Annotated in this window: 24 protein-coding genes; 18 read left to right on the top strand and 6 right to left on the bottom strand. The window is 66.4% G+C overall.

What is annotated here, in order from left to right; translation table 11 throughout:
- Positions 1–22 precede the first annotated feature (22 nt).
- A complete protein-coding gene (locus N0D28_RS01515) occupies positions 23–1,168 on the top strand; it encodes an FAD-dependent oxidoreductase (protein WP_260560651.1) in 1,146 nt (381 codons plus the stop codon).
- Positions 1,169–1,370: 202 nt separating this feature from the next.
- Positions 1,371–2,876 carry a threonine ammonia-lyase, biosynthetic gene (gene ilvA, locus N0D28_RS01520; protein ID WP_376777680.1) on the top strand — a complete coding sequence of 502 codons (1,506 nt, stop codon included), beginning with the start codon at positions 1,371–1,373 and terminating at the stop codon, positions 2,874–2,876.
- Positions 2,877–2,892: 16 nt separating this feature from the next.
- On the opposite strand, the gene N0D28_RS01525 is transcribed toward ilvA, so the two are convergent.
- The 4 genes from N0D28_RS01525 to N0D28_RS01540 form a co-directional block, all read right to left on the bottom strand.
- Positions 2,893–3,273: a hypothetical protein gene (locus tag N0D28_RS01525; protein WP_260560653.1), complete on the bottom strand. Its 381-nt coding sequence runs from the start codon at positions 3,271–3,273 to the stop codon at positions 2,893–2,895.
- A 225-nt stretch (positions 3,274–3,498) separates the two neighbouring features.
- Positions 3,499–4,560, bottom strand: a complete 1,062-nt coding sequence (locus N0D28_RS01530) for a M20/M25/M40 family metallo-hydrolase (RefSeq protein ID WP_260560654.1) — start codon at positions 4,558–4,560, stop codon at positions 3,499–3,501.
- Positions 4,561–4,662: 102 nt separating this feature from the next.
- Positions 4,663–5,142, bottom strand: coding sequence for a hypothetical protein (locus N0D28_RS01535; protein ID WP_260560655.1), 480 nt, complete (start codon positions 5,140–5,142; stop codon positions 4,663–4,665).
- A gap of 167 nt (positions 5,143–5,309) precedes the next feature.
- Entirely contained in the window at positions 5,310–5,837 is a 528-nt protein-coding gene (locus N0D28_RS01540; protein ID WP_260560656.1) for a DcrB/PsbP domain-containing protein, read from the bottom strand.
- Between the two features lie 83 nt (positions 5,838–5,920).
- Here N0D28_RS01540 and def point away from each other — a divergent pair, with 83 nt between their 5' ends.
- The 7 genes from def to N0D28_RS01575 all read left to right on the top strand — a co-directional run bounded on the left by def (position 5,921) and on the right by N0D28_RS01575 (position 12,070).
- Positions 5,921–6,556: a peptide deformylase gene (gene def, locus N0D28_RS01545; protein WP_260560657.1), complete on the top strand. Its 636-nt coding sequence runs from the start codon at positions 5,921–5,923 to the stop codon at positions 6,554–6,556.
- Positions 6,553–7,500 carry a methionyl-tRNA formyltransferase gene (gene fmt, locus N0D28_RS01550; protein ID WP_260560658.1) on the top strand — a complete coding sequence of 316 codons (948 nt, stop codon included), beginning with the start codon at positions 6,553–6,555 and terminating at the stop codon, positions 7,498–7,500. Before def ends, fmt begins: the two co-directional genes overlap by 4 nt.
- A gap of 117 nt (positions 7,501–7,617) precedes the next feature.
- A complete protein-coding gene (gene cdaA, locus N0D28_RS01555) occupies positions 7,618–8,352 on the top strand; it encodes a diadenylate cyclase CdaA (RefSeq protein ID WP_260560659.1) in 735 nt (244 codons plus the stop codon).
- Positions 8,349–9,308 carry a CdaR family protein gene (locus tag N0D28_RS01560; RefSeq protein WP_260560660.1) on the top strand — a complete coding sequence of 320 codons (960 nt, stop codon included), beginning with the start codon at positions 8,349–8,351 and terminating at the stop codon, positions 9,306–9,308. The genes cdaA and N0D28_RS01560 overlap by 4 nt, the downstream gene beginning before the upstream one ends.
- 14 nt (positions 9,309–9,322) lie before the next feature.
- Positions 9,323–10,762, top strand: coding sequence for an ATP-binding cassette domain-containing protein (locus N0D28_RS01565; RefSeq protein ID WP_260560661.1), 1,440 nt, complete (start codon positions 9,323–9,325; stop codon positions 10,760–10,762).
- 72 nt (positions 10,763–10,834) lie between these two features.
- Positions 10,835–11,572: a cupredoxin domain-containing protein gene (locus N0D28_RS01570; RefSeq protein WP_260560662.1), complete on the top strand. Its 738-nt coding sequence runs from the start codon at positions 10,835–10,837 to the stop codon at positions 11,570–11,572.
- A gap of 48 nt (positions 11,573–11,620) precedes the next feature.
- The gene (locus N0D28_RS01575; RefSeq protein ID WP_260560663.1) at positions 11,621–12,070 is read left to right on the top strand and encodes a CHRD domain-containing protein; all 450 of its coding nucleotides are present in this window, start codon (positions 11,621–11,623) and stop codon (positions 12,068–12,070) included.
- Between the two features lie 66 nt (positions 12,071–12,136).
- Here N0D28_RS01575 and N0D28_RS01580 read toward each other — a convergent pair whose 3' ends face one another.
- Positions 12,137–13,009, bottom strand: a complete 873-nt coding sequence (locus N0D28_RS01580; protein ID WP_260560664.1) for a DUF4384 domain-containing protein — start codon at positions 13,007–13,009, stop codon at positions 12,137–12,139.
- A 153-nt stretch (positions 13,010–13,162) separates the two neighbouring features.
- Between N0D28_RS01580 and clpS the strand changes: the two genes are divergently transcribed.
- The 7 genes from clpS (at position 13,163) to N0D28_RS01615 (ending at position 22,213) form a co-directional block, all read left to right on the top strand.
- Positions 13,163–13,495 (top strand): ATP-dependent Clp protease adapter ClpS, encoded by a 333-nt coding sequence (gene clpS, locus N0D28_RS01585; RefSeq protein WP_260560665.1) that lies wholly within the window; start codon positions 13,163–13,165, stop codon positions 13,493–13,495.
- A 34-nt stretch (positions 13,496–13,529) separates the two neighbouring features.
- The gene (locus N0D28_RS01590) at positions 13,530–15,722 is read left to right on the top strand and encodes an AAA family ATPase (protein WP_260560666.1); all 2,193 of its coding nucleotides are present in this window, start codon (positions 13,530–13,532) and stop codon (positions 15,720–15,722) included.
- 116 nt (positions 15,723–15,838) lie between these two features.
- Positions 15,839–16,978, top strand: a complete 1,140-nt coding sequence (locus tag N0D28_RS01595; protein ID WP_260560667.1) for an ABC transporter substrate-binding protein — start codon at positions 15,839–15,841, stop codon at positions 16,976–16,978.
- Between the two features lie 110 nt (positions 16,979–17,088).
- A complete protein-coding gene (locus N0D28_RS01600) occupies positions 17,089–18,129 on the top strand; it encodes a branched-chain amino acid ABC transporter permease (RefSeq protein ID WP_260560668.1) in 1,041 nt (346 codons plus the stop codon).
- The gene (locus tag N0D28_RS01605) at positions 18,126–19,889 is read left to right on the top strand and encodes a branched-chain amino acid ABC transporter ATP-binding protein/permease (RefSeq protein WP_260560669.1); all 1,764 of its coding nucleotides are present in this window, start codon (positions 18,126–18,128) and stop codon (positions 19,887–19,889) included. Before N0D28_RS01600 ends, N0D28_RS01605 begins: the two co-directional genes overlap by 4 nt.
- The gene (locus N0D28_RS01610; RefSeq protein WP_260560670.1) at positions 19,886–20,602 is read left to right on the top strand and encodes an ABC transporter ATP-binding protein; all 717 of its coding nucleotides are present in this window, start codon (positions 19,886–19,888) and stop codon (positions 20,600–20,602) included. The genes N0D28_RS01605 and N0D28_RS01610 overlap by 4 nt, the downstream gene beginning before the upstream one ends.
- Positions 20,603–20,821: 219 nt before the next feature.
- Complete coding sequence (locus N0D28_RS01615; RefSeq protein WP_260560671.1) at positions 20,822–22,213, top strand: YdgA family protein; 1,392 nt, start codon at positions 20,822–20,824, stop codon at positions 22,211–22,213.
- 3 nt (positions 22,214–22,216) lie between these two features.
- Here N0D28_RS01615 and N0D28_RS01620 read toward each other — a convergent pair whose 3' ends face one another.
- A complete protein-coding gene (locus N0D28_RS01620; protein WP_376777681.1) occupies positions 22,217–22,477 on the bottom strand; it encodes a putative glycolipid-binding domain-containing protein in 261 nt (86 codons plus the stop codon).
- A gap of 281 nt (positions 22,478–22,758) precedes the next feature.
- Here N0D28_RS01620 and N0D28_RS01625 point away from each other — a divergent pair, with 281 nt between their 5' ends.
- Positions 22,759–23,325, top strand: coding sequence for a GNAT family N-acetyltransferase (locus N0D28_RS01625; RefSeq protein WP_260560672.1), 567 nt, complete (start codon positions 22,759–22,761; stop codon positions 23,323–23,325).
- 60 nt (positions 23,326–23,385) lie between these two features.
- Positions 23,386–24,063, top strand: a complete 678-nt coding sequence (locus tag N0D28_RS01630; protein WP_260560673.1) for a hypothetical protein — start codon at positions 23,386–23,388, stop codon at positions 24,061–24,063.
- Positions 24,064–24,142: the final 79 nt, after the last annotated feature.

The following is a 24,142-nucleotide window of genomic DNA, read 5'->3' on the forward strand; positions in this document are numbered from 1 at the left end:
GCCAGAGGGCATACTGCCGGACATGAATCAGGTCTACGCACACGTCGGACAAGCCTTCACGCCCACGCCCTACGACGTGGTGGTGCTGGGCGCGGGCCGGATGGGTACTCTGGCGGCGCACTTTCTGATGCTGAGATGGCCTGACTTGCGGCTCCTCCTGCTTGACCAGGGCGGCCTGCCCAACGAGGAGGGCGCGACCATTCTGGCTCCCGGCATCTGGTCGGGACTGGGCGTGCCGGGAGAAAAGCGTGGGCAGGCTGACTTCACCCGCCGCCTGATCACCGGCGAGCTGAGCGGGGCCGAGGGCGGCCTGGGATTGAGCGGCCCCAACGACGCCCCAACCCTGCCGCGCGGCCTGGTGGAACTGCTGCCGGAGGCAGCGGCGGGAAGCGTGGCCGTCTCAACCCTGGGCAACCTGCCCCCCGGCCTCTTTGATCCGGTTCTCCTTCCATACGCCCGCCTGCATCCCGACGCCCTCACCTTCAGCCCCGCCTCGCTGACCACCCGCGCCGCCCAGAGCGCCGTGCGGGCCGGGGCCGATCTGATGCTGAACGTGGAAGCGCGGCCCACGCCCACCGGTGTAGAACTTCGCCGCCTGAGCGTGACCAACACGCATAGAATCGTCGTTCACGAAACGCACCAACTGGAGGCCTCCCAGGTCATCGTGGCGGCAGGCGCGGGGGGACCGGCCCTGGCCGAGAACACACTGGGCACGGTGACACACCATGCCCGAGCTTACCGGCAGGGGCCGAGGCTGAACCTGCCGACCAGCGACGCAACTCCGATCATCCGGGCGGCGGGCCTGACGCTGCGGCCCCATGCTGGGGGCTTCACCGTCATTCCCCCCATTCACCACCGCGACCCGCACGGCTACCTGCCGACGGGCGGCAGGCTGAGCGGCGTGCCGGTGGGCCTGCGCCGCGAGACCCTGGAGGACGTGCTCTCAGCGCTGGACGCCCTGCCCGCCCTGGGCACCGAGGCGCTGGAACTGGGCCGCAGCGTCAGCGACGTGCCGGGCACGTGGCTGGCCCTGCCAGAAGGCGGCTGGCCGTGCTATCAACTCCTCAGCGAGCGCCACTGGCTGCTGCTGGGTGGCGAGCGGGCTGACGCGGTGGGGGCGGGCGTGGCGCGGGAGTTGGCAGCGCAGGTTGTGCAGTCGGGCCGCTGACGCTGGCATTCCCGAAAGCGTATGCTCCTGCCATGCAGGCGCGAATTATTTTCACCACCGGGTAAACCGGGGCCATTGTTCGCGCCCACCGTTGACCCCTGACCTCGTGTTGGGGGCTTTTTTTGTTCGCCCCAAAGGAGATTCGCCCATGACCGAACCCACTGTCCCGCCTTCCCCACACGCCCCCACGACCCCTACCGGCATGGAACTGGTACGCCAGGTGCTGACCAGCCGGGTCTACGACGTGGCTGTCGAAACCGACTTGCAGCCCGCCCCGCAGCTCTCTCAGCGCCTCGGCAACACCGTGCTGCTCAAGCGTGAGGATCAGCAGCCGGTGTTCTCGTTCAAGCTCAGAGGCGCTTACAACAAGATGGCCCAGCTCAGCGCCGACGAACAGGCACGCGGCGTCATCACCGCGTCGGCGGGCAACCACGCGCAGGGGGTGGCCTTCAGCGCCCAGAAACTCGGTGTGCGGGCCGTGATCGTGATGCCGGTGACGACGCCAGAGATCAAGGTGCGGGCCTGCCGGGCACGGGGAGCCGAGGTGGTGCTGTTCGGCGACTCGTTCAGCGACGCCGAGGCGCACGCCTACCAGCTCCAGCGCGAACTCGGCCTCACCTTCGTGCATCCCTACGACGACCCCGACGTGATTGCCGGGCAGGGCACGGTGGGCCTGGAACTGCTCTCACAGGTCAAGGCCGATACCTACACCGTGTTCGTCCCGGTGGGCGGCGGCGGGCTGATCGCGGGTGTGGCGGCCTTTCTCAAGGCGCTCAAGCCGGGCGTGCGAATCATCGGCGTCGAACCCGACGACTCCGACGCCATGACCCGGAGCGTGCGGGCCGGGGAGCGGGTGCGACTGGAGACGGTGGGCCTCTTCGTGGACGGCGTGGCGGTGAAGATGGTCGGCGAACACACCTTCGCGCTGGCCCGTCAGTATGTGGACGAGTGGGTCACCGTCAGCACTGATGAAGTCTGCGCGGCCATCAAGGACGTATACGACGACGCCCGTGCCGTGATGGAACCTGCCGGAGCGCTGTCGGTGGCGGGTCTCAAGAAGTACGCCCGTCAGCACAAGTTGCAGGGCGAGACACTGGTGGCGCTGACCTGCGGGGCCAACATGAACTTCGATAGGTTGCGCCACGTGGCCGAGCGGGCCGAGATCGGGGAGCAGCGCGAAGCCATTCTGGCCGTCACCATTCCCGAGCGGGCCGGGGCCTTCAAGGCATTTTGCACCGCGCTGGGCGTGCGCCAGATCACCGAGTTCAATTACCGCTACGCGCCGCGCGACGAGGCCCGCATCTTTCTGGGCGTGCAACTTGGTCACCCCGACCAGCGCCCCGAACTGGTGGCCGGGCTGGAGTCGCAGGGCTACCCCGTCACCGACCTGACCGAGGACGAACTTGCCAAGGTGCATGTGCGGCACATGGTGGGGGGACGAGCGCCAGAAGCGCAGGACGAGCGCCTGTACTCGTTCGATTTCCCCGAGCGCCCCGGCGCGTTGCTGGCCTTCCTGACCCAGCTCCAGGCCCGCTGGAACATCAGCCTGTTTCACTACCGCAACCACGGCAGCGCCCACGGACGGGTGCTGGCGGGCATTCAGGTGCCGGACGCCGAGCTGCCCGACTTTCTCGCATCGGTGCAGGCGCTCGGCTACCCGGCCCACGACATGAGTCAGAACGCGGCGTACCAGCTTTTCTTGAAGTAGCGGCCTGAACAACGGCTCAGCGTCGCCGGGTCAGCGCCCCGGCCAGCAGGCCCATCAGCAGCGGCGCGGCGATCAGCAGGGCAAAGGTCTGGACGCTGCTCTGGCCGATCAGTTGGGTCAGCGGGCGGCCCAGCCAGGTTCCCAGTGGGCTGATCAGCCAGCTCACCGCCGTCCAGATCCAGGCGCTCACGCCGTAGCGCTCGGCGGTCTGCTCGGCGGCGCGCAGGGCCAACCAGCCCAGGATGATGACCAGCACCCCCGGCAGCATGACCAGCAGGGCGCGTGGCCCCGGCGTGGAGCGGGCCGCGAAGAACCCCAGCACCAGCGGCCCCAGCAGCGGAATCCAGCCGGTGAGCACCGCCAGCAGCAGCAGAAAGAGCGCGCTCAGCCAGGCCATGCAGTCAGCTTAGCGCCCGCCAGGGCAAGTGCCCGTTACATGGCTGTGGAAAAATACCCCACCCATTTCACTGTCTTGGGCAGAACAGCACCCATATGGGGCTTGCCCGCTGCCTTGGACAGAACGGACGCCCATATGGACGCCTGCCCACTCCCACCTGCTCTGGCATGTATTCCACTGGCTGTGCCCAGTCATAAAAATCCGATTATTTTTATGACGAATGTTCTATTCGTGCATGTAGCCGCGCACGAAGCGCTGCAAGACGCCCAGACCTATGCTCAGGCTACCGGGCTGCACCCACTCGTCCTCGCGGTGGGCATTGCCACCCCGGTAGACGCCCAGCGCCATCGCCGGAATACCGTGCGGCGCGGCAGCGTTGGCGTCAGTGCTGCTGGCGGCGGTCTTGATCTCCAGGCCCACCGGCTGTCCGGCCAGCCGTGCCAGCCGCAGCAGGATGTCGGAATGCAGGTCGCCGCCGGGGCGGTTGCCCACCGCTTCGAGCTGCACCTGCACGCCCACCTGCCGGGCTGCGCCGCGCACCGCGTGGTGGGCTTTATTGTCGAGGTCGGCCAGCACCTGGGCATCCAGCGACCTCAGATCGAGCAGCAGTTCAGCGCTGCTGGCGATGCTGTTGACGCTATTGCCACCCGAGGCCACCCCCACGTTGAGGGTGGTGCGCGGGCTGTTCGGCACCGGTATGGAATAGAGCGCGGTGACGGCCAGCCCCAGGGCGTGCAGGGCGCTGGGCGACTGATCGCCCCAGGAGTGTCCGCCCTGCCCGGTGAAGACGACCCGGTAGCGCCTGACCCCCACCGCCTTGGTCACCGCCACGCCCAGATAACCGTCCACTGCCACGAAGGCGGCCAGTTCGCCCGCGTACTCCGAGAGCAGGGCCTTCGCGCCGCGCAGATCGCCCAGTCCCTCCTCGGCGACGTTGGCCGAGAGCCACAGCGGGCGGCGAAGCTGCGACGCGTCCAGGTCACGCAGGAAGGCAGTCAACACCGCCAGACTCGCGGAATTGTCGCCCACGCCGGGGCCGATCAGTCGTCCAGCCTCCTCGCGCACCGTCACGTTAGTCTCGGGGCCAAACACGGTGTCGAGGTGCGAGGCCAGCAGCAACGCCTTGCCGGACGTCGGTCCCAGCTTGAGCAGCACGTTGCCCACCGCGTCGCGCTGCGGAGCGTAACCGAGTTCGCGCCACAACTCCTCGATGAGCTGCGCCCGCACCTCCTCATGAAAGGTGGGCGCGGGCGTCTGGGCGATCCGGGTCAGGTAGGCGAGCGGCACGGTGCCAGTCTAAGCCACCGGGCCACTCGCTGAGGCGGGACATAAAGCGCCCACCAGTGTCTCAGATGAAACGGGCAGTCAGGTATTCAGCTTAGAACGCGCTCAGCGGTTGCCGCGCAGCAGGCTGCTGCCGATCACTCCGGCCAGCCCCACCAGTCCGGCTTTCACCAGCGGGCTGCTGAGCATGCCGCCCTGCGAGAACGCCGCTTCAAGTGGGCTTTTGCCGTTCTGGGCCGGGGCCTGGGCCGCCTGACTGTAGGCGTTGGCGAGGTCGTGTGGGTCGTTGGCGTTCACGTTCTGCACCGGGTTGTTGGGGTCCTGCACGATGGCGTTGCCGATCTGCTGACGCTGATCCGGGTCCATATTCTGGAAGTAACCGCCCAGCACACGGCTGCGCTCCTCGGGGCTGGCCTGCTGCAAATACGACTGCACGTAGGCGGCGGCCTCCTCGGAGCTGACGGTGCCGTCGCCGTTGGTGTCGCGCGGGTCACCGGCCTGGGCCATGCGCTGATGCATGTCCTGGGCCTGGGGGTTCTGGGTACCGCCGAACAGATTGCCTAAGCTGCTGAGATCAAATGCCATGTCGCTGCCTCCTGATGGGTGCGTGGGAAAGGGAGATGAATCGGAACACTCCTGCCCTTCAACGCTAGGCTGCGCGAATCAAGGCCGCGTGAGGCGAGGCTAAAGTGTTCTGAACGAACATTTCCGGCCCGTGCCCCGGCGGCGTCCAACCGTCCGTCGATCTTGCGTCAGTTGATCTTGAAGCTGTTGAACATCTTGTTGGCGATCTGCTTGTCCTGGTCGAAGGTGGCCTGCGGCGCGGCGAAGGTCAGGATGTAGGCCTGGTTGTTCTTCAGGGTGAAAATCTGAATCCAGTGCATCGGTACCCCCGGCTGACCACCCACCTGCTGGCTGCCCAGATAGTTGAGCAGATGGCCCGGCAGCCCGCTGACACTGATGTCGTTGTCGCCCAGCACGTTGAGGTCCTTGACATTCTCCTTGGCCTGCTTGAGCATCAGCAGCCGCACGTCGCTCAGCGTGACTTTCAGGGCAGGCAGCACCTTGATCACCGAGACGTTCAGGCTGGGCGGCACGGCCTTGCCCGCTTCCGGCGCAGCCAGCGCCACGTCCACGCCCGGCACTTTCTTGCTCTGCCAGTCGTCGGGCACGCTGAGGGTGTAGGGGTAGGCTTTGCTCTTGAAGGTGGCGGCCTGGGCTGCCGGAAACAAGCTGAGCAGCGCGGCGGGCAGCAGGGCCGATAGGAGGGCGCGTTTCATAGCGGCAGGCTAACAGCGCCCGGCTGACGGAGGGTGAGCGTTGGCGGGCACCCCCGCCCTGAACCCGCTAAAATGAACCCACTGTGCCAAAAGTTCTGCGCCCCCACCCCAGCGTGTACCCGCTCCGCTTCTACGGCGACCCGGTGCTGCGCCGCAAAGCCAACGCCGTGACCGACGTGACGGCCCCCGTGACCGTGCCGGGCTTCGAGTCGGTCAACCTCAAGCAGGTCGCCAAGTCTCTGCTCGAAACCATGTTCGAGGCGCGCGGCGTCGGCATTGCCGCCCCGCAGGTCGGCTTGTCGACGCGCCTCTTCGTGGCCGTCGAATACGAGGACGACGAGGAGGAAAACGAGGGACAGGACAAGCCGCTTCGCAGCAAGATGCTGCGCGAGTTCGTGTTCGTCAACCCGGTGCTGACGGTTCTGAACAAGAAAAAGGACGACCAGATGACTGAGGGCTGTCTCTCCATTCCCAACATCTACGAGGAGGGCGTCAAGCGCAACCGCGCCGTGCGGGTCGATTACCTCGATTTGGACGGCAACCCCCGGCACATCGAGGCCGAGGATTATCTGGCGCGCGTCTTCCAGCACGAGATCGACCACCTCAACGGCGTGCTGTTCCTGGACCACCTGCCCGCCAGCATCACCGACGAGTACCGCAAGGAGTTGAGCGCCCTCCAGCGCCAGGCCAAAGCCAACCTCAAAGAGCTGGAGGGTTGAGCCGCCCAGGTCTGCGCCGCAAGGTGGCCTTTTTTGGCTCGCCCGCCTTCGCCCTGCCGGTACTGGAAGCGGTGCGGACCGCACACGACGTGGTGCTGGTGGTGGCCCAGCCCGACAAACCGGTGGGACGCGGCCTGAAACTGACCCCGCCGCCCATCGCCGCCCGCGCCGCCGAACTGGGCTTAACACTCGCACAACCCGCCAGGCTCAAAAAGAACACCGACTTTGAAGACGCGCTGCGAAGCTCCGGCGCGGAAGTGGCTGTCACCTGCGCCTACGGCAAGATTCTGCCCGCTTCCCTGCTGGCGGTGCCGCACTTCGGCTTTCTCAACACCCATACCAGCCTGCTGCCCCAACTGCGCGGCGCGGCCCCGATCCAGTGGGCGCTGATCTCGGGCCTGGGGGTCACCGGCACCACCATCATGCAGACCGACCCCGGCATGGACACCGGGCCGGTTCTGCTTCAGGAAGCGCTGGACATCTTGCCCGACTGGACCAGCCTGGACCTCTCAGCGGCACTGCAATCCCAGGCGGCCCGGCTGATCGTGGCGGCGCTGAATAATTTAGCCAGCCTGACGCCCACCCCGCAGGACAACGAGCAGGCCACCCACGCCCCGATGCTGGAGAAGTCGGACGGCGACGTGCGCTGGCACGACCCCGCGCAGGCCATCTACAACCGTTACCGGGGCGTCCACGCCTGGCCGCAGACCAGCGCCTTCGTGGGCAGCAGGCGGCTGAAGGTGCTGGACATGCGCCCGGCGCAGGGGTCCGGGCGGCCCGGCGAACTGCTGGCCGTCACTCCGGCGGGCCTGACGTTGGCCTGCGGAGAGGGCGCGCTGCTCATCAAAACCGTGCAGCCGGAAGGCAAGAAGCCGATGGCGGCGGCAGACTGGCAACGCGGCAGCGGGCTGAAGGTGGGCGAGCACTTCGACCTCACTCTTTGACACCACCCACCGATTTCACCGTGCCGGACGCTTTGCCGCCAGGCTTCTCAGACCCCAGGCCCGTATAGTGAGGGCCGCCCGATCAATCCGCGCTGGGGCGGCGGAAAGGTCTTAACTGTGCTGCTCACCTCGTCACTCAAAGACCTGCTCGACATCCTGCTGGTGGCCACCCTGTTTTATCAGGGCTACATGCTGCTCAGCGGCACCCGCGCCGTGAACGTGCTGCGCGGCGTGGGCGTGTTCGTGCTGGCCTGGGGGGTCTCCAACTTCCTGCAACTGGCGGCGCTCAATTCGCTGCTGGGCCGCATTGCGCCGGTGGGGTTGTTCGCACTGGTGGTGGTCTTTCAGCCCGAGCTGCGCGCCGCTCTGGAGCAGATCGGACGCACCCGTGTGCGCGATGTGGGGGCCAGCGGCGCGGCCCTGCAAGACATCTCGCGGGCGATGGAGCGCATGGCCGAGCGCAAGACCGGCGCGCTGATCGCCATCGAGCGCCGCACCCCGCTGGGCGAGTACGCCGCCACCGGGGTCAAGCTCGACGCCCAGATCAGCGCGCCGTTTATTGAAGCCCTGTTTGCCCGCAACGCCCCGCTGCACGACGGCGGCATGATCGTGCAGTCGGGGCGGGTCATGGCCGCCGCCTGCCTCTTTCCCTTGCAGGCCAGTGACGGCATCTACCGACGCTACGGCACCCGCCACCGCGCCGCCATCGGCCTGTCGGAACTCACCGACGCGGTGGTGCTGGTGGTCAGCGAGGAGCGCGGCAGCATCCGGCTGGCGACGGGCGGGCGGCTGAGTGCCGACCTGACCGGCGCGGAGCTGCGTGACCGCCTGCGCGAACTGGTGTACGAGTGAGCCGCCCCGGTCCCGATCCACATCAACCTGCGTCCAGCCGCCCGGTTCAGGCGGCGCGCTACTGGTGGCAGCGGCTGCTGCACAACCTGCCGCAGAAATTCCTGGCCCTGCTGCTGGCCTTCGGACTGTGGTTCGTCGCCACCGAGGACCGCCGCGCCAACATCCAGCAGACCTACGACGTGGCGCTCGACGTGCGCGACACCACCGGGGGCCAGGAGAAGCGGGCCATTGACGGTCTGAATCCGGCCAGCGTGCGCGTGACGCTCAGCGGCAGCCGCCAGCGCCTCGGCGCGCTCAATGCCAGCGACATCGGCGCGTATGTGGACGTGACCGATCTGCCCGACGGAGAATTCAGCCGCACCGTGCGGGTGGTCGGCCCCGACGGCACCCGCAGCCTCAAGGTGGTGCCCACCGTGGCGCAGGGCCGCATCGACGCCGAACTCAGCCGCAGCCAGCCGATCATCCTGAGCGTCACCGCCCCGCCCAACAACAGCGTGCCGAGGTACGTGCTCTCGCCGCGCCAGGTGACGGTCAGCGGGCCGAGTCAGGTCGTGGACAGCGTGGCACGGGTCGTGACGGTGCCGGTGACGCTGCTTCAGGGCGACCAGCTCGAAACCCGCTTGCTGGCCCTCGACGCGCAGGGCCAGCCGGTCAAAGTGCGCCTGACCCCGGCCAGCACCACGGTGGCCCGCATCGACAGCGGCAGCCTGCCGGTTCGCAGCGTGCCGGTCAGGCTCAATACTCCGCCCGGCAATGTGCGGGTCCTGTCGTCGAACATCGAACCCGCCACTGTGAGATTGATCGGCCCCGAGGACGTGCTCGCGGCCATCAGCAGCGTGACGGCCACCGTCGCCTACCGCAGCGGCTCCTTCAGCAGCCAGCCGCCGCTGGTGGTGCCCGACGGCGTGCGGGTGCTTGACCGGGTGACGGTGCAGATCAAGGCGGAAACCAAATAACCATGAATGTAAGCATGGACCAGCTGCCCAGCGCCCCCGCCCCACTGGCCGAACTGACCGACGCCGCCACCGGGCGCGGACTGCCGCCGCTCCAGCACGTCACCTTCAGTCTCAGGCCCGGCGAGGCGTGGCTGATTTCCGGCCCCAACGGCGGCGGCAAGAGCACCTTTCTCAAGTTGCTGCGCGGCGAACTCTCGCCCACGCACGGCACGCGGCGCTACGTCCTGGACGGACAGGCGCGCACATCGGCGGTGCGGGCCATGAAAGCGCTGGCCCTGGTGTCGCCGGAGCAGGAAGCCTTTTACCTGACCCGCGACTGGGTGCAGACAGTCTCGGACGTGCTGCTCTCCGGCTTTTCGGGCGACACCCTGCGGCTGTGGGAGGCGTCGCCGGAGGCGCTGGCGAGACTGGACGAGGTGGCCGGGCAGGTGGGGCTACACGCCCTGCTGAAACGCGATTTCCGCACGCTCAGCCACGGGCAGCGCCGCCGCGCCCTGCTGGGCCGCGCTCTGATGCCCCGCCCACAGGCGCTGCTGCTCGACGAATTCACCGACGGCCTGAGCATGGCCGCCCGCAAAGAGTTGCGCGGCGTGCTGGAAACGGTGGTGGCCCAGGGCACGGCGCTGGTGCTGGTCACGCACCGCCCCGAGGAAGCCCCGAAGCTGAACTGGCGGCACGCCCGCATCGAGGCCGGAACGCTGGCGGTGGACACCCTGACGCCCGCACCGCCCAGTCGCCCGGCCCGCTTCGAGCTGAGCGTGCCCGCACCCACCGGACCCGTCCTGGTGCAGCTCGACCATGCCGAGGTCTACCGCAACGGCCACCACGCCCTCGGCCCCGTCACCTGGACCTGGCGGGAAGGCCAGCACTGGTTGGTTACGGGCGAGAACGGCTCCGGCAAGAGCACCTTCGCGCGCTTGGTGGCCGGGGAGTTTCACCCCTCGCTGGGGGGCCGGGTCAGCCGACCTTTCCTGAAACGTGACCTGCTCAGCGAGCGTCAGCGCCACATCGGCCTGCTGGGAGCCGAGGTCGCCATTCGCCAGCGCCGGGGCTGGACCGGGCTGGAAGTCATCGGCTCGGCTTACGGCGGCACCGAGGGTTTCGCCCACCCGCTGACGGGCGAGCAGCGCCAGCAGGTTGAGGCGCTGGCCGCCCGCCTGGGAGCCAGCGATCTGCTGACGCGCCCTGCCGACACGCTCTCGCAGGGCCAGTTGCGGCGGCTGCTGCTGGGCCGCGCCCTGGTTCACCGCCCCCGGCTGCTGATTCTGGACGAGGGGCTAGACTTTCTGGATGTGGGCACGCGCGCCGGGGTGCTGGACCTGCTGGGCGAATGGACGCGCGGCGGCACGCACCTGCTGGTCATCGCCCACCGCGAGGAAGACGCGCCGCCGGGACTGACGCACCACCTGGAGCTGGACGGGGGAAAGGTCACGCAACCTCTTCCCAGCACTTAAGACAAGCTTTATTTTTTCGCTCCAACATCCAGACGAGTACACTGAGGCGTATCACTGACTGAGGTCACTCTTATGCTGCCCAGGTTATTTGCCCGTATCCTCGTTGGTTGTGCCGCCCTGAATCTGGGCCTCTCGCTGGCCGCGCCCGCCGCCGTCTACCCATTTCGTCACAATCTGCCCTTGAGCCTTGAGCCTCAGGCCGCCGGTCAGCTGACGGTGCAGACGCTGGATTCCGGGCGCACCGAATCACTGCTGAGTCTCAGCGGCCTGACGCCCCAGACCGCCTACGCCGCTCATTACCACGCGCTGGGCGCTCAGCCAGGGGCTTCGGTGTGCGACTCCGATGGTCCGGTGACGCTGGGGTTCCCTGCATTCAAGTCCGACGCGCAGGGGCGGGCCAGCGTCAAGCTGAGCGCCGCGCCAGGCGTGCTGGCTGGCAACGCGGGCGCGTATGTGAATGTCCACCTGGCGAGCGACCTGGCCAGCGTGCCGCTGTGCGCCGCCGTGCTGAAGGTCGCCGTGCCGAATGTTAAAGCCGCGCCCGCGCCGGTCAGCGTGCAGAAGGTCAGCATCATCGACAATGCCTTTCGCCCCTCTACCCTCAGTATCAAGGTGGGCGACACCGTGACCTGGACACACGACGGCCAGATCACCCACAACGTCAAATCCACCACCGCCGCCGGTCCCCAGTCCGGAGACCTGCACCACGGCGATACCTACAGTTTCACCTTCAAACAGGCTGGGGTGTATTCGTTTTACTGCTCGTATCATGAAGGCATGAGCGGGACCATCACTGTGACCAACCGCTGAGAGCGGACGTCAAATGCAGCAAATTCGAAGCAAGACGAGGAGATCATCATGAAAGGAAGCAATATTGTTCTGGGAATGGCGGCCATGTCGCTGCTGGGGTCGTGCGCCATGATGATGGCCAAGCCCACCACTTACACCTTCAAGCACAACGCAGTAGAGGCAGATCCGTCGGCGATGGGCACGGCGGCAGTGGTGGCCGACGGCATGGGCATGAGCAAAACCACCCTGACCCTCAGCGGTCTGACGCCCGGTAAAGCCTACATTGCCCACTACCACGCCTTCGGCCCGGATTCGAGCACTGATCCGTGCGCGTCCAACGGCCCCGTTTCTGTCGGGTTTCCCAATTTCACCGCTGACGCCACCGGGAGTGCCAAGGTCATGCTGAGCACTGACGTGAGCAAGATCGCCGGTGATCTGGGTGCCTACATCAACGTCCACTATGCCAGTGACCCCAGCGTCGTGCCGCTGTGTGCGCCAGTGAAGATGGCCAAGGGCTGAGCACCCGCCAACGTGAAAGGTGGCCTCCCCAGCTTGTGGGAGGCCACCTTTCACGTTGGGTCTGGTTTAGCGGCGAATGATCTGCACGTCGAACTTGCCGCCGCGCACGGTGATGATCAGCTGGGCATTGTCATCACCCTGAAAGCGGGCGTTGACGGTGTTGCCACGGTCGTCGCGGTTGACCAGCTTGTAGCCCCGGCGTTGCAGCTCGTTGGCGTAGCTGATGTAGACCTGGGCCACGGTCTGCTGGCTCTCGAACTGTGAGCGCCACTGCTGCTGGTTGTTCCAGGTGGGCAGCGTCGTCACCGGCGAGTTGTCGTAAACGGGGGCCGAGCCATTCGAGCCGTAAGCCACGTTGTAGAAGGCCACATCGGTGATCCAGCTGTTTTGCGGAATCGGATTCTGAACCGGGTTGACCACGATGCTCAGCGCCTGGGCGAGCTGCTGCTGACCCTGCACATTGCTCACCGCGAAGTTGCTCTGGCTGTTGGTGAAGCCCGCAATCGAGGAGGTGTTCAGCGGGGTCAGGCTGGCCAGCGCCAGTACCTTGTTGAGGCCGTAGGGGGCGGCGATGTCGAAGGTGAACTGATCGCCCGCCGCCGGGAACACCTTGACGGTGTTGGCCCTGACGTAGTTCGCGCCGCCCGCATAGCGGTTGGGCAAGATCATGTCGACCTGACCGTTGGGGTCCACGTTGAAGAGGTAGACGTAGGCGTCACGGCTGACGCGGGTGTAGAGGCGGATCTTGTCGCCGGGCACGTAGTTGGGCGTCTGCGAACCGGAGCTGTCGCGGTCGGTCCAGACCTGCACCCCGAGCGAGGCCTGCACCGGGTTGACGATAATGCTCTGGGCACTGATCTTGGGCGTGGCGTGGGCGGGCGCGCTCAGGAGGCCGAGCGAGAGGCCGATGGCAGCGGCGGAGAGCAGGGTCTTTTTCATGTCCACAGTGTGACCCGGCGCACTGACGCCGAACTGACGCTGCGCCCCAAGGGATCGCGGGAAAACTCTCATGGGAGCGTCAGTTCGCCTGCGACCCTGCACAATCCGCCGCCCCTTCCTTTGCGCTCGCTCGCACGGCGTTAGCATGGGCAGGTGACCCGCCGCACGCCCGACGCTTCCAACCCAAGCAGCAACACCCAGACCCTGGAGCGCACCCAGATTCAGCGACCGCGCCTCTACAGGGTGCTGCTGCTCAACGACGATTACACGCCGATGGAATTCGTGGTGATGGTGCTCAGCCGCTATTTTCGCAAGTCAGCCCATGATGCCGAGACGATCATGCTGGCCGTTCACCGCAAGGGGCAGGGCGTGGCCGGGGTATATACCCGCGAGGTGGCCGAAACCAAAGTCGCGCAGGTGACGCAGCATGCCCGCAGCGAGGGCTATCCCCTGCGGGTGGTGGCCGAACCGGAGCCGAGCACGTGACCATCCCAATCAGACCGTCTACGAGGGCACAGCCATGATCGCCGAACAATTCAGAGACACCGTCCAGCGCGCCGCCGACCTCGCCGGAGAGCGCGGCCACGAGTACGTGACGCTCGAACACCTGCTCTACGCCCTGACCGACGACCCCGACGCCCGGCCTGCCCTGACCGCCAGCGGCACCGACCTGGGCCGCCTGAAGCGCGATCTGGACGGCGTGCTGGAGACTTTCGAGACGGTGGACGAACCCCCGGAACTGACTTTCAGCGTGCAGGAAGTGGTGCAGGACGCCCTGCTCCAGCGCCACGCCAGCGGCAAGGGCAGCGAGGCCGTGACCGGCGATCTGGTACTGATCGAACTGATGGAGCAGCCCGACAGCTTCGCCCGCGCCGCGCTGGAGGCCCAGGGCGTGACCCGGCTGGCACTGCTGGAGTATGTGAGTCACGGCGGCAACGGTGAAAAGGAAGTCGCGGGCATCGAGGGCACGGCTCCCGAAGCAGAGGCCGCACCCGACCCGCTGGCCGCCTACACTGCCGACCTGACCCAGCAGGCTGAGGACGGCGAACTTGACCCGGTGATTGGCCGCCAGGACGAACTGACCCGGATGCTGCATATCCTGGCCCGCCGCACCAAGAACAACCCGGTGCTGGTGGGCGAGCCGGGCGTGGGCAAAACCGCTTTGGCCGAGGCGCTGGCGCAGCATGTTATCGGCAATGAGGTTCCCGGCTTCCTGAAAGGGGCACGTATCTACGCGCTGGACATGGGAGCCTTGATCGCCGGAACCCGCTACCGGGGCGACTTCGAGCAGCGCCTCAAGGCCGTGCTGAAGGCCCTGGACAGCCAGAACTGCGTGCTGTTTATCGACGAACTGCATACCCTGGTCGGGGCCGGAGCCACCGAAGGCGGCAGCATGGACGCGGCCAACCTGCTGAAACCGGCACTGGCACGCGGTGGGCTGCGGGTACTGGGTGCGACCACGCCGCAGGAGTTGCGCCTCCTCGAAAAAGACCGGGCGCTGTGGCGGCGTTTCGGCGTGGTGGATGTGCCGGAGCCGAGCGAGGAAGATGCGCTGGCGATTCTGCGCGGGCTGCAAAGTCGTTACGCCGACCACCACCACGTCAGCTACACCGACGCCGCGCTGGACGCCGCCGTGAAGCTCTCGGCCCGCTATATCCGCGACCGCTTTTTGCCGGACAAGGCCATTGATGTCATTGACGAGGCGGGAGCGGCGAGGTCAGTGCGCGGCGAGGGCGGCGAGATCAGCAGGGCCGACATCGAGGCGACGGTGGCGCGCATTGCCCGCGTGCCAGTGGGGCAGGTCAAGGCCGAGGAAGTGCAGTCGCTGGCCACACTGGAGGCCGACCTGGGCCAGCGTGTCTACGGCCAGGACGCCGCCGTCAAGGCCCTATCGAGCGCCGTCAAGCTGGCCCGCGCTGGCCTGCGCGACCCGCGCAAACCGCAGGGAGCCTTTCTGTTCGCCGGGCCGACAGGTGTGGGCAAGACCGAACTGGCCCGCGCCCTCTCTGAGCGGCTGGGCGTGGAACTGCTCAGGTTCGACATGAGCGAGTACCAGGAAGCACATACGGTGGCCCGCTTGATCGGTGCGCCCCCCGGCTACGTGGGTTTTGATCAGGGCGGCCTGCTGACCGACGCGATTGCCCGGCAGCCCAACGCGGTGCTGCTGCTCGACGAGATCGAGAAGGCCCATCCCGACGTCTATAACCTGTTCTTGCAACTGCTCGACCACGGCACGCTGACCGACCATGCGGGCAAGAAGATCGATGGACGTGGCCTGATGGTGCTGTTTACCACCAACGCCGGGGCCGCCGACGCCTCGCGGCCCGGCCTGGGCTTCAGCAAGGTCAGCCGTCAGGGCGAGATGCTCGAAGCGGTCAAGCGGATGTTCGCGCCCGAGTTCCGCAACCGGCTGGACGCGGTGATCGCCTTTTCTCCACTTTCCGAAACCGTGATGGCGCAGGTGGTCGACAAGTTCCTGAAGGAGCTGGACGCCCAGCTCAGCGGGCGCAACGTGACGCTCACGGTGACGCCCGCCGCCCGCGCCCTGATCGCCAAACTCGGCTACGACCCTTCGATGGGCGCGCGTCCGCTGGCCCGCGTCATCGAGGAAAAGCTCAAGCGCCCGCTGGCCGACGAACTGCTGTTCGGGCGGCTCAGCAGCGGCGGCAAGGCGACGGTGGGCGTCAAAGACGGAGAGCTGGAGGTGCGCTGAGGGCGACCCATCCGGCTCCCCGCCGCACGCCCTAACACCCGTTAGGCTATACTCCCCGTATCCACAACCCAGCGGTGGGCGCACCCTTCCCAGCCGCCCTGACCCCAAGGAGATTCATGAAGCGTACCCTGCTCTTTTCCCTGACCGCCCTGCTGCTCTCGTCGGCCAGCGCCGAAGTCCGAATCGGCGTGGTCATCAGCGCCACCGGCCCCGCCGCCAGCCTGGGCATTCCCGAAAAAAATACGGTGGCCCTGCTGCCCAAGAAAATCGCTGGGCAAGACATCACCTACATCATCCTCGACGACGCGTCCGACACCACCACCGCCGTCACCGACACCCGCAAGCTGATTCAGGACAACAAGGTGGACCTGATTCTGGGCACCACCACCACGCCCGCCAGCCTGGCCATGATCGACGTGGTGGTGCAGGCCAAGGTGCCGATGATCAGCCTGGCCGCTTCCGAGAGCATCATCAAACCGGTGGACGACAAGAAGCGCTGGGTCTTCAAGACGCCGCAGACCGACGCCATCATGGCCGCTGCCATCGTGGACCACATGGCCAAGAACGGCGTCAAGACGGTGGGCTACATCGGCTTCAACGACGCTTATGGCGAGGGCTGGTTTGCCGAGTTGCAGAAGAACGCCGCCGCCAAGGGCATCAAGATCGTCGGCTCCGAGCGCTACAACCGCACCGACACCAGCGTGACGGCCCAGGCCCTCAAGGTGGCTGCCGCCAAACCCGACGCCGTGCTGATCGGCGCGTCGGGTGTGCCGGGGGTGCTGCCGCAAAAGGCGCTGCGTGACCGGGGCTATGCGGGCAAGATCTACCAGACGCACGGCGTCGCCAATCCCGACTTTCTGCGCGTTGGCGGCAAGGACGTGGAGGGCGCGATTTTGCCCGCTGGCCCGATTCTGGTGGCCGACCAGCTCCCCGACACCAACCCCGACAAGAAAGTCGGCCTGAGTTATACCAATCAGTACGAATCCCTGTACGGCAAGGACTCGGTCAGCACCTTCGGGGGGCATATGTACGACGCCGGACTGATCTTGCAAAAAGCCATTCCCAAGGCGCTCAAGGTCGCCAAACCCGGCACGCCGGAATTCCGTGAGGCGCTTCGCACGGCCATCGAGGGCACCCGCAACGTCATCGGCGTACACGGCATCTTCAACATGTCGGCCACCGACCACCTGGGCCTCGACGCCCGCTCCCGCGTGATGGTTGTCGTGCAGGACGGAACCTGGAAGCTGCTGAAGTAAGTCAACGGTTCAAAAGAGGCGGCTTGCGGGCCGCCCTTTTTTTGAGTCTGGATCAACGCTTTGCTCACCACCCCATTACCTGGAGGCCACCTACCTTGGACTTAGCCCAGATGTTTGACCCCGCCATCTTTCCCGTGCTGGCCGCTGACGGCCTGACCAACGGCGCGGTCTACGCGCTGCTCAGCCTCGCTCTGGTGCTGGTCTTCGCCGTCACGCGGGTCATCTTCGTGGCGCAGGGCGAGTTCGTCTCGTTTGGAGCGCTCACCCTCGCCAGCCTGCAACTCGGCAGGGTGCCGGGCACGCTGTGGCTGGTGCTGGCGCTGCTGGCGATGAGCGCGGTGGTGGAGGGTATTTCGCAGGTGAGGCAGGGGCAGGGCCGCCGGGCCGGGCTGGTGCTGCTGTCGGCGGTGGCGGTGGGCACAGGGCTGTGGGCGCTGCTGACCTGGCTGGCTCCGCTCAAGCTGGCGCTGCCGCTGCAAGTTCTGCTCACCCTGCTGCTGGTCGTGCCGCTGGGGCCGCTGTCCTACCGACTGGCCTTCATGCCGCTGCGGGAAGCCAGCACGCTCGTTCTCCTGATCGCTGCCGTCAGCCTCCACCTGATTCTCAGCGGCCTGGGACTGGCCTTCTTCGGAGCGGAGGGGTCGCGCACGCCTGCCTTTGCCGAGGGCCAGGTCACGCTGGGGCAGGTGCAACTCAGCGCCCAGAGCCTCGTGACCATTCTGGTCAGTGCGGTGCTGATGCTGGCCCTCTATTTCTTCTTTGACCGCACCCTGGCGGGCAAGGCGCTCAGGGCCACCGCCGTTAACCGGCTGGGGGCACGCCTGAGCGGCATCAGTCCGGTGCGGGCAGGCTACGTCAGCTTCACGCTGGCCGCTGCCATCGGCGCGCTCAGCGGCCTGCTGATCGGTCCCTCCACCCCGCTGAGCTACGACAGCGGCTTCATCATCGGCCTCAAGGGCTTCGTGGGGGCCATTATCGGTGGGCTGGTGTCGTATCCGGTGGCGGCGCTCGGCGCGGTGCTGGTGGGCCTGCTGGAGAGCTTCGCCTCATTCAGCTTCAGCGCCTGGAAGGAAGTCATCGTCTTTGGGCTGATTCTGCCGGTGCTGCTGTGGAGGTCGCTCACCACCCGCCACGCCGAGGAAGAAGAATGAGACTAGGTTCCCGCACCTGGCTGGCCCTGGCCTTCTTCGCCGTCATTGCCCTACTGCCCTTCCTCCTGCCCACCTTTTACCTGACCCTGCTCGGCAACGTCGGCATTTACGCGCTGGTGGCACTGGGCCTGGTGCTATTGACGGGCGTGGCGGGCAGCACCAGCTTCGGACAGGCGGCCTTCATGGGCGTTGGAGCATACACCAGCGCCGTGCTGTGCCTGCGCTTCGGCCTCTCGCCCTGGCTGACCCTGTTCGCGGCAGTGGTCGTCACGGGGATGGTGGCGCTGATTCTGGGAGCCATCACGCTACGGATGCAGGGCCACTTTCTGCCACTGGCAACGATTGCCTGGGGCCTGAGCCTCTACTACACCTTCGGCAACGCGCCGTTCGCGGGCGGCTTTACCGGCCTGACGGGCGTGCCACCGATCTCGCTGTTTGGCCTCGCGCTCAACACGCCCAGCCGCTTTTACTGGCTGGTCTGGGCAGTGCTGGCGCTGTGCGCCTGGGTCACTCAAAACTTATTGCAAAGCCGCACCGGGCGGGCCATGCGTGCCCTCAGGGGCGGCGTCACGGTGGCCGAGAGTTTCGGGGTCAACACCTACGCCCTGCGGGTGCAGACCTTCCTGCTCTCGGCGGTGCTGGCAGCGGTGGCGGGCTGGCTCTACGCGCACGGGCAGGGCTTCATCAATCCCACGCCGTTCGGCTTGCCGCAGGGCATCGAATTTCTGTTCATGGCGGTGGTGGGCGGTTCCGGTTCGGTGGGCGGGGCGATTCTGGGCGCGGGGCTGATTACCCTGCTGCGCGACCAGTTGCAAAACCTCCTGCCCAAACTGCTGGGGCAATCCGGCGACTTCGTGACCCCCGTGTTCGGCATTCTGGTCATTCTGATGCTTCAGGTGGCCCGCGAGGGACTGTGGCCGCTGCTGGAACGGGTGCTGCCCAGGCCCCCGCAAACCCTGATGCCGGGAACTGAACGCCTCCCCCTGCATGCCAAACCTGCTTCCGGCGAGGAGTTGCTCAAGTTGGAAGGCGTTTCCAAGCATTTCGGCGGCCTCAAAGCGGTCAGTGAGGTGTCGTTCAGCCTCCGAAGCGGCGAGATTCTGGGCCTGATCGGTCCCAACGGCGCGGGCAAATCCACCCTCTTCAACGTGATTTCCGGGGTGCTGCCGCCGACGTCCGGAAAAGTCACGCTGCGCGGCAAGGACATCTCGCACTTCGCCTCGCGCCAGATCGCTCGCCTGGGCATGGCCCGCACCTTCCAGCACGTCCGGCTCTTTCCCGAAATGACACTGCTCGGCAACGCCATGATGGGCGGCTATGCCCGCGCCCACGCCGGAATGACCCGCAGTTTGCTGCATCTGGAACGTGGCGAGGAGGCGGCACTGCAACACGACGCGGCTCGGCAACTGGCGCGGGTGGGATTGGGCAACGTCTTCGAACTGGCGGGCAACCTGCCGCTGGGCCAGCAGCGCATTCTGGAGATTGCGCGGGCGCTGGTGGCCGACCCGACGTTGCTGCTACTCGACGAACCGGCAGCGGGCCTGCGGGTTGGTGAAAAGCGCGAACTCTCGGCGCTGCTGCGCAAGTTACAGGGCGAGGGTGTCACCATCTTGATCGTGGAACATGACATGGACCTGGTGATGAATGTGGTGGACCGCCTGGTCGTCATGAACTACGGCGAGAAGCTGGCCGAGGGCACGCCCCGCGAGATTCAGCAGCACCCCGCCGTGCGCGAGGCGTACCTGGGCGGCGCAGCGTGACGCTCCTTTCTGTTCAGGATCTGCATGTCAACTATGGCCGGGTGGAAGCCCTGCACGGCGTCTCGCTGGACGTGGACGCGGGCCAGATCGTCAGCGTCATCGGCCCCAACGGCGCAGGCAAAACCACCCTGCTCTCGGCGCTGGCGGGCGTGCTGCCCTCACGCGGCGAGGCGACATATCAGGGTGAGTCCCTGCGGGGCGTCAGCGTGGAAGAGCGGGTACGGCGCGGTCTGGTGATGGTGCCGGAGAAGCGCGAGCTGTTCGGCTCGATGACGGTGGCCGACAACCTGCTGCTCGGCTCCTATTCGCGGGCCAACCGCAGCCGCGTTGGGGCTGATCTGGACGGTGTATACGTCCGCTTTCCAAGGCTGCTGGAACGCCGCAAGCAACTGGCCGGGACCCTGTCGGGCGGCGAGCAGCAGATGCTGGCGATTGGGCGGGCGTTGATGACTTCACCGAAGCTGCTGATGCTGGACGAACCGAGTCTGGGCCTGGCCCCCATCATCGTGCGCGAGATTTTCAAGATCGTGGAGTCGCTGCGTGAGGGCGGCGTCACGGTTTTGCTGGTCGAGCAGAATGCGCGGGCGGCACTGGCGTGCAGCGATCACGGCTACGTGCTGGAAACGGGGGACGTGAAGCTCAGCGGCCCCGCCCAGCAACTCGCCGACGACCCAGCGGTGACGAGCGCTTACTTGGGCAGCCAGGAGAGCTGAGCGTCGTTCGCCACTGTCGCCAGCCCGCCGTACCTCAGCCGCCTTCACCGCGTCCGTCTGGCGGCACTCGGTCAGTGTGATCAGTGCTGTCCACAACGCCCAGGTCGCCGCGTCTAACGGGCATCAAAGAACCTCCTGACTCAACTGAAGACTTCAGGGGCACACTCGGGCGGCCAAATTTTTGACATTCGTTTGACGTCCTAACGTTAAGATGAAAGTATGACCCGCCCCAGTACTGGCCCGCGCCGTTCCCGCCTCCCTGCCCTCGGTATCGGCGTTCTGATCGTGGTCGGCGCGCTCGCCGGGGCCACTGCCTACACCGGCAGCCAGACGGTGCAGACCCAGCAGGACTTGGCCCAGACCTTGAAAGCGCAGGTCAACGCTACCGGCTACGCCCGCGTGATCAGCAGCACCTACCAGCGCGGTTTCCTGAGCAGCACCCAGACCCTGAACGTGGTGATCGGCAAGGAAGGTGCAGCCAACGCCGTGCCGATGATTGTCGTCAACCACATCCAGCATGGGCCGCTGCCGGGCTTCAAAGCGGTGGGCAACGCCCTGATCGACACCGAGGTCAGGTTTGCCGATCCAGCGCTCCAGAAAAAGGTGGAGGACGCCCTGGGCGGCCAGAAGCCCACCATCCGCACCGTCGTGGGCCTGAGCGGCAGCACCGACACGCAGATCGAGGTGCCTGGTGGTCAGCTCACCGACAGCGGCACCACCCTGAGCTGGCAGGCGCTGAGGGGAAATGTACACAACGGCGGCTTGAGCGCCACCACCCAGATGTCCTGGCCCGAACTCAAAGTTACCTCGGACGGTGACAGCCTGACCATGAACGGGCTGAGCGTCAGCGGCAGCACCCAGAAGCAGCAGGCGGGCGATCCGCTGGGCGTGGGCGAGCAGATGTTCACCCTCAAATCGATGACCTACACCGGAACGTCCGGCGAAACGCAGGGTAAGTTCAACCTGAGTGACCTCAAGGTGGGCGGCAAGAGCACGCTCGTCGGCGGCTTTTACGGCGGCAGTCTCCAGTACGACATTGGCCAGCTCGATTTCGAGATGCCCGGCAGCAGTGCGCAGAACTTCAGGAACGTGCAGCTTCACCTGGGCATGAATCACCTCAGCCGGGAGCCGCTGGCCCGAATCGTGAACACGCTGACTAACCTCAACCAACAGCTCAGTCGCGCTCCCGAAAGAGCGAAACTGAGCAAGGCACAGGAGCAGGCCCTCATGGACGACGCGCTGGCGCTGCTCAAAGCGCAGCCGGTCTTCTCGGTTGACCGCCTGAGCCTGACGCAACCCAGCGGCGACATCGTGCTGAGCGGCAAAGCCGAGCTGCCGGGCGCGGCTGATCTGAGCGCCGAAACGGCCCAGATGCTCAGCAAGGTGCCGATGGCCGCCCTGGGCATGGTCAAGCTGCAAGCCCGCCTGAGCGCCGCAGAACCAGCCCTGCGCGAACTCCTGGGCAGCTTCGCGCCGGACGCGGCAGCCAGCCTCCAGAGCCTGATCGACGCGGGCTACCTCAAGCGTCAGGGCAACACGTTGACCAGCGATCTGGCATTCGGGAACGGCAAGGGCACGGTCAACGGCGAGGCGCTGGGCGGGGGTTTCTGAGTCTCAGCGGTTCTCGATCAGGGTAAACTCCCCCGGATCGTCACGCACGTATGGGGCGTCGTCCACCGTCAGGTCGGTGCTGTTGCCGCCGCTGAGGTTCTCGTAGCGGTAGGTGTGCGGGCCCAGGCGGGTGTAGCGTTGCCGCATCACCCGGCGTGTCAGGGTCGGCACCTCGATCAGGGCGGCCAGCAGTTCGCCGAACTGGCCGGGCCGCAATTTCAGGCGGCGCAGCGCCAGGGGATTGGCGTAGGGCGTGACACCCAGGGTCGGTGCAGCGGCTGAGGTCGCGCACCTCGCTGTTGTTGGCCTGGCAGCGGCCCACCGGGATGCGGGTCGGGGTCAGCGATGCCTGCTCCAAACCGCGCACAGCACTTCGACCCGCAAAACGCCCTCAGCGCCGACTTCCAGCGGGTAGCCAGGATAAATGGCGCGCCCTGGGCCACCTCGACCACAGTGCTGCTGACCCAGCGGTCCCCGGTCCAGCAGAAGCTGTCGACAGGTTGCCATAGCGCCCAGCCTGGCAAGCTGTGGCAAGCTGAACGCGGATGGCTGACCTCACCGACCCGGCAGGATTGACCCTACGCCCCCAGACGGCCAGAGACGCCCTGCGCCTGGCTGTCTGGCTCACCGATCCGCAGGCCGAGTGGCGGCAGTGGGACGCGCCCTTTATGCAGGGGCAGGGCGATTTCAGTGGGCAAGGTGAGCTGGACCCCCAGACGGCGCACGAGCGCCTGATCGTGCTGGGCACTGAGACGAAGGGGGAGCCGATTGGGCTGGTGACGCGCCGCCCGGAAGCGCCGAGCAGCGGCGGCTGGTGGGAAGTGGGCATTCTGATCTATGACCCCCGGCACTGGGGCGGCGGGCTGGGCACGCGGGCGCTGAGAAGCTGGAGCGCGCTGACCTTCGAGGAAACCGACGCGCATCTGCTGACTCTGAGCACCTGGAGCGGCAACACCCGGATGCTGCGGGCTGCCGGGCGGGTCGGCTACCATGAGTGCGCCCGCGTGCGTGAGGCGCGGCTGTGGCAGGGCCAGCGCTACGACAGTGTGCAGATGGAATTGCTGCGCCGCGAGTGGGCCGACCTCGGTGAGCCTGAAGGACCACTCGCCTAAGAACTGCTCAAGTCGCCGGGCGCAGCGCAGGCTTAAGCTCAGGAGTATGACGGGTGGGCCGTGAACCGAGGAGCGTTTCTCAATCCAGTAGGCTTTGTGGCCACCCAGGACCTCAAGGACCGGGGCTGGACCCCGCGCCTGATCACCGAATTTCTGGGCCAGCACGATCAGACCCGGCCCAACGGCCTGATGATGGGTCGCCGCCGACTGCCGCCGGTCAAGCTGTATCTGGAGGCGCGGGTGGAGGAGGCCGAGCGAGCGGAACGCTTTCTGCTGGCCCAGCACCGCGCCATGCAGGCGCGCGAACGTCTGGAAACGGCCAGAGCTGAGCGCCAGGCCAAACGCGCCGCCCGACTCGACGCCGCCGCCGAAGCCTACCGTCCTCAGATCGTGCCGGAAACGCTCCGCAAGGGCGCAGTCAAAAAAGCCCGCGCACCTTACCTAAACGGCCTGGAGCAGTTTCTGGGCCAGATGAAACAGGGCTTTGCCGCCGAGCCGCCAAAAGCAAAACCCAGAGCGCCGAGGTCTGGCAAGCCCCCCAAGGCCAGCACACCCAGACCGCTGACCGAGTCAGAGGAAAAGGAGCTGCGCGCCGCCCTGCTGCGGCGACTGGACACCGCACTGGCAGCGGTTTATACCTGGTTTCCCGACCCTGACGAGGTGGAGGCGAAGAAGGCTGGCCGGACGAAAACGGGCCAGGCCAAACCCGCCGACTGGCGCAAGTGGGACTGGGATTAAGTAGAACAACGTTTATCTTGAGATAAACCGAGCGGAGTGAGAAGGTGAAAAAGTACAACTAGGCAAGAGTATAGGGATG

This window comes from Deinococcus rubellus, assembly GCF_025244745.1.
GTDB classification, from domain to species: Bacteria; Deinococcota; Deinococci; order Deinococcales; family Deinococcaceae; genus Deinococcus; species Deinococcus rubellus.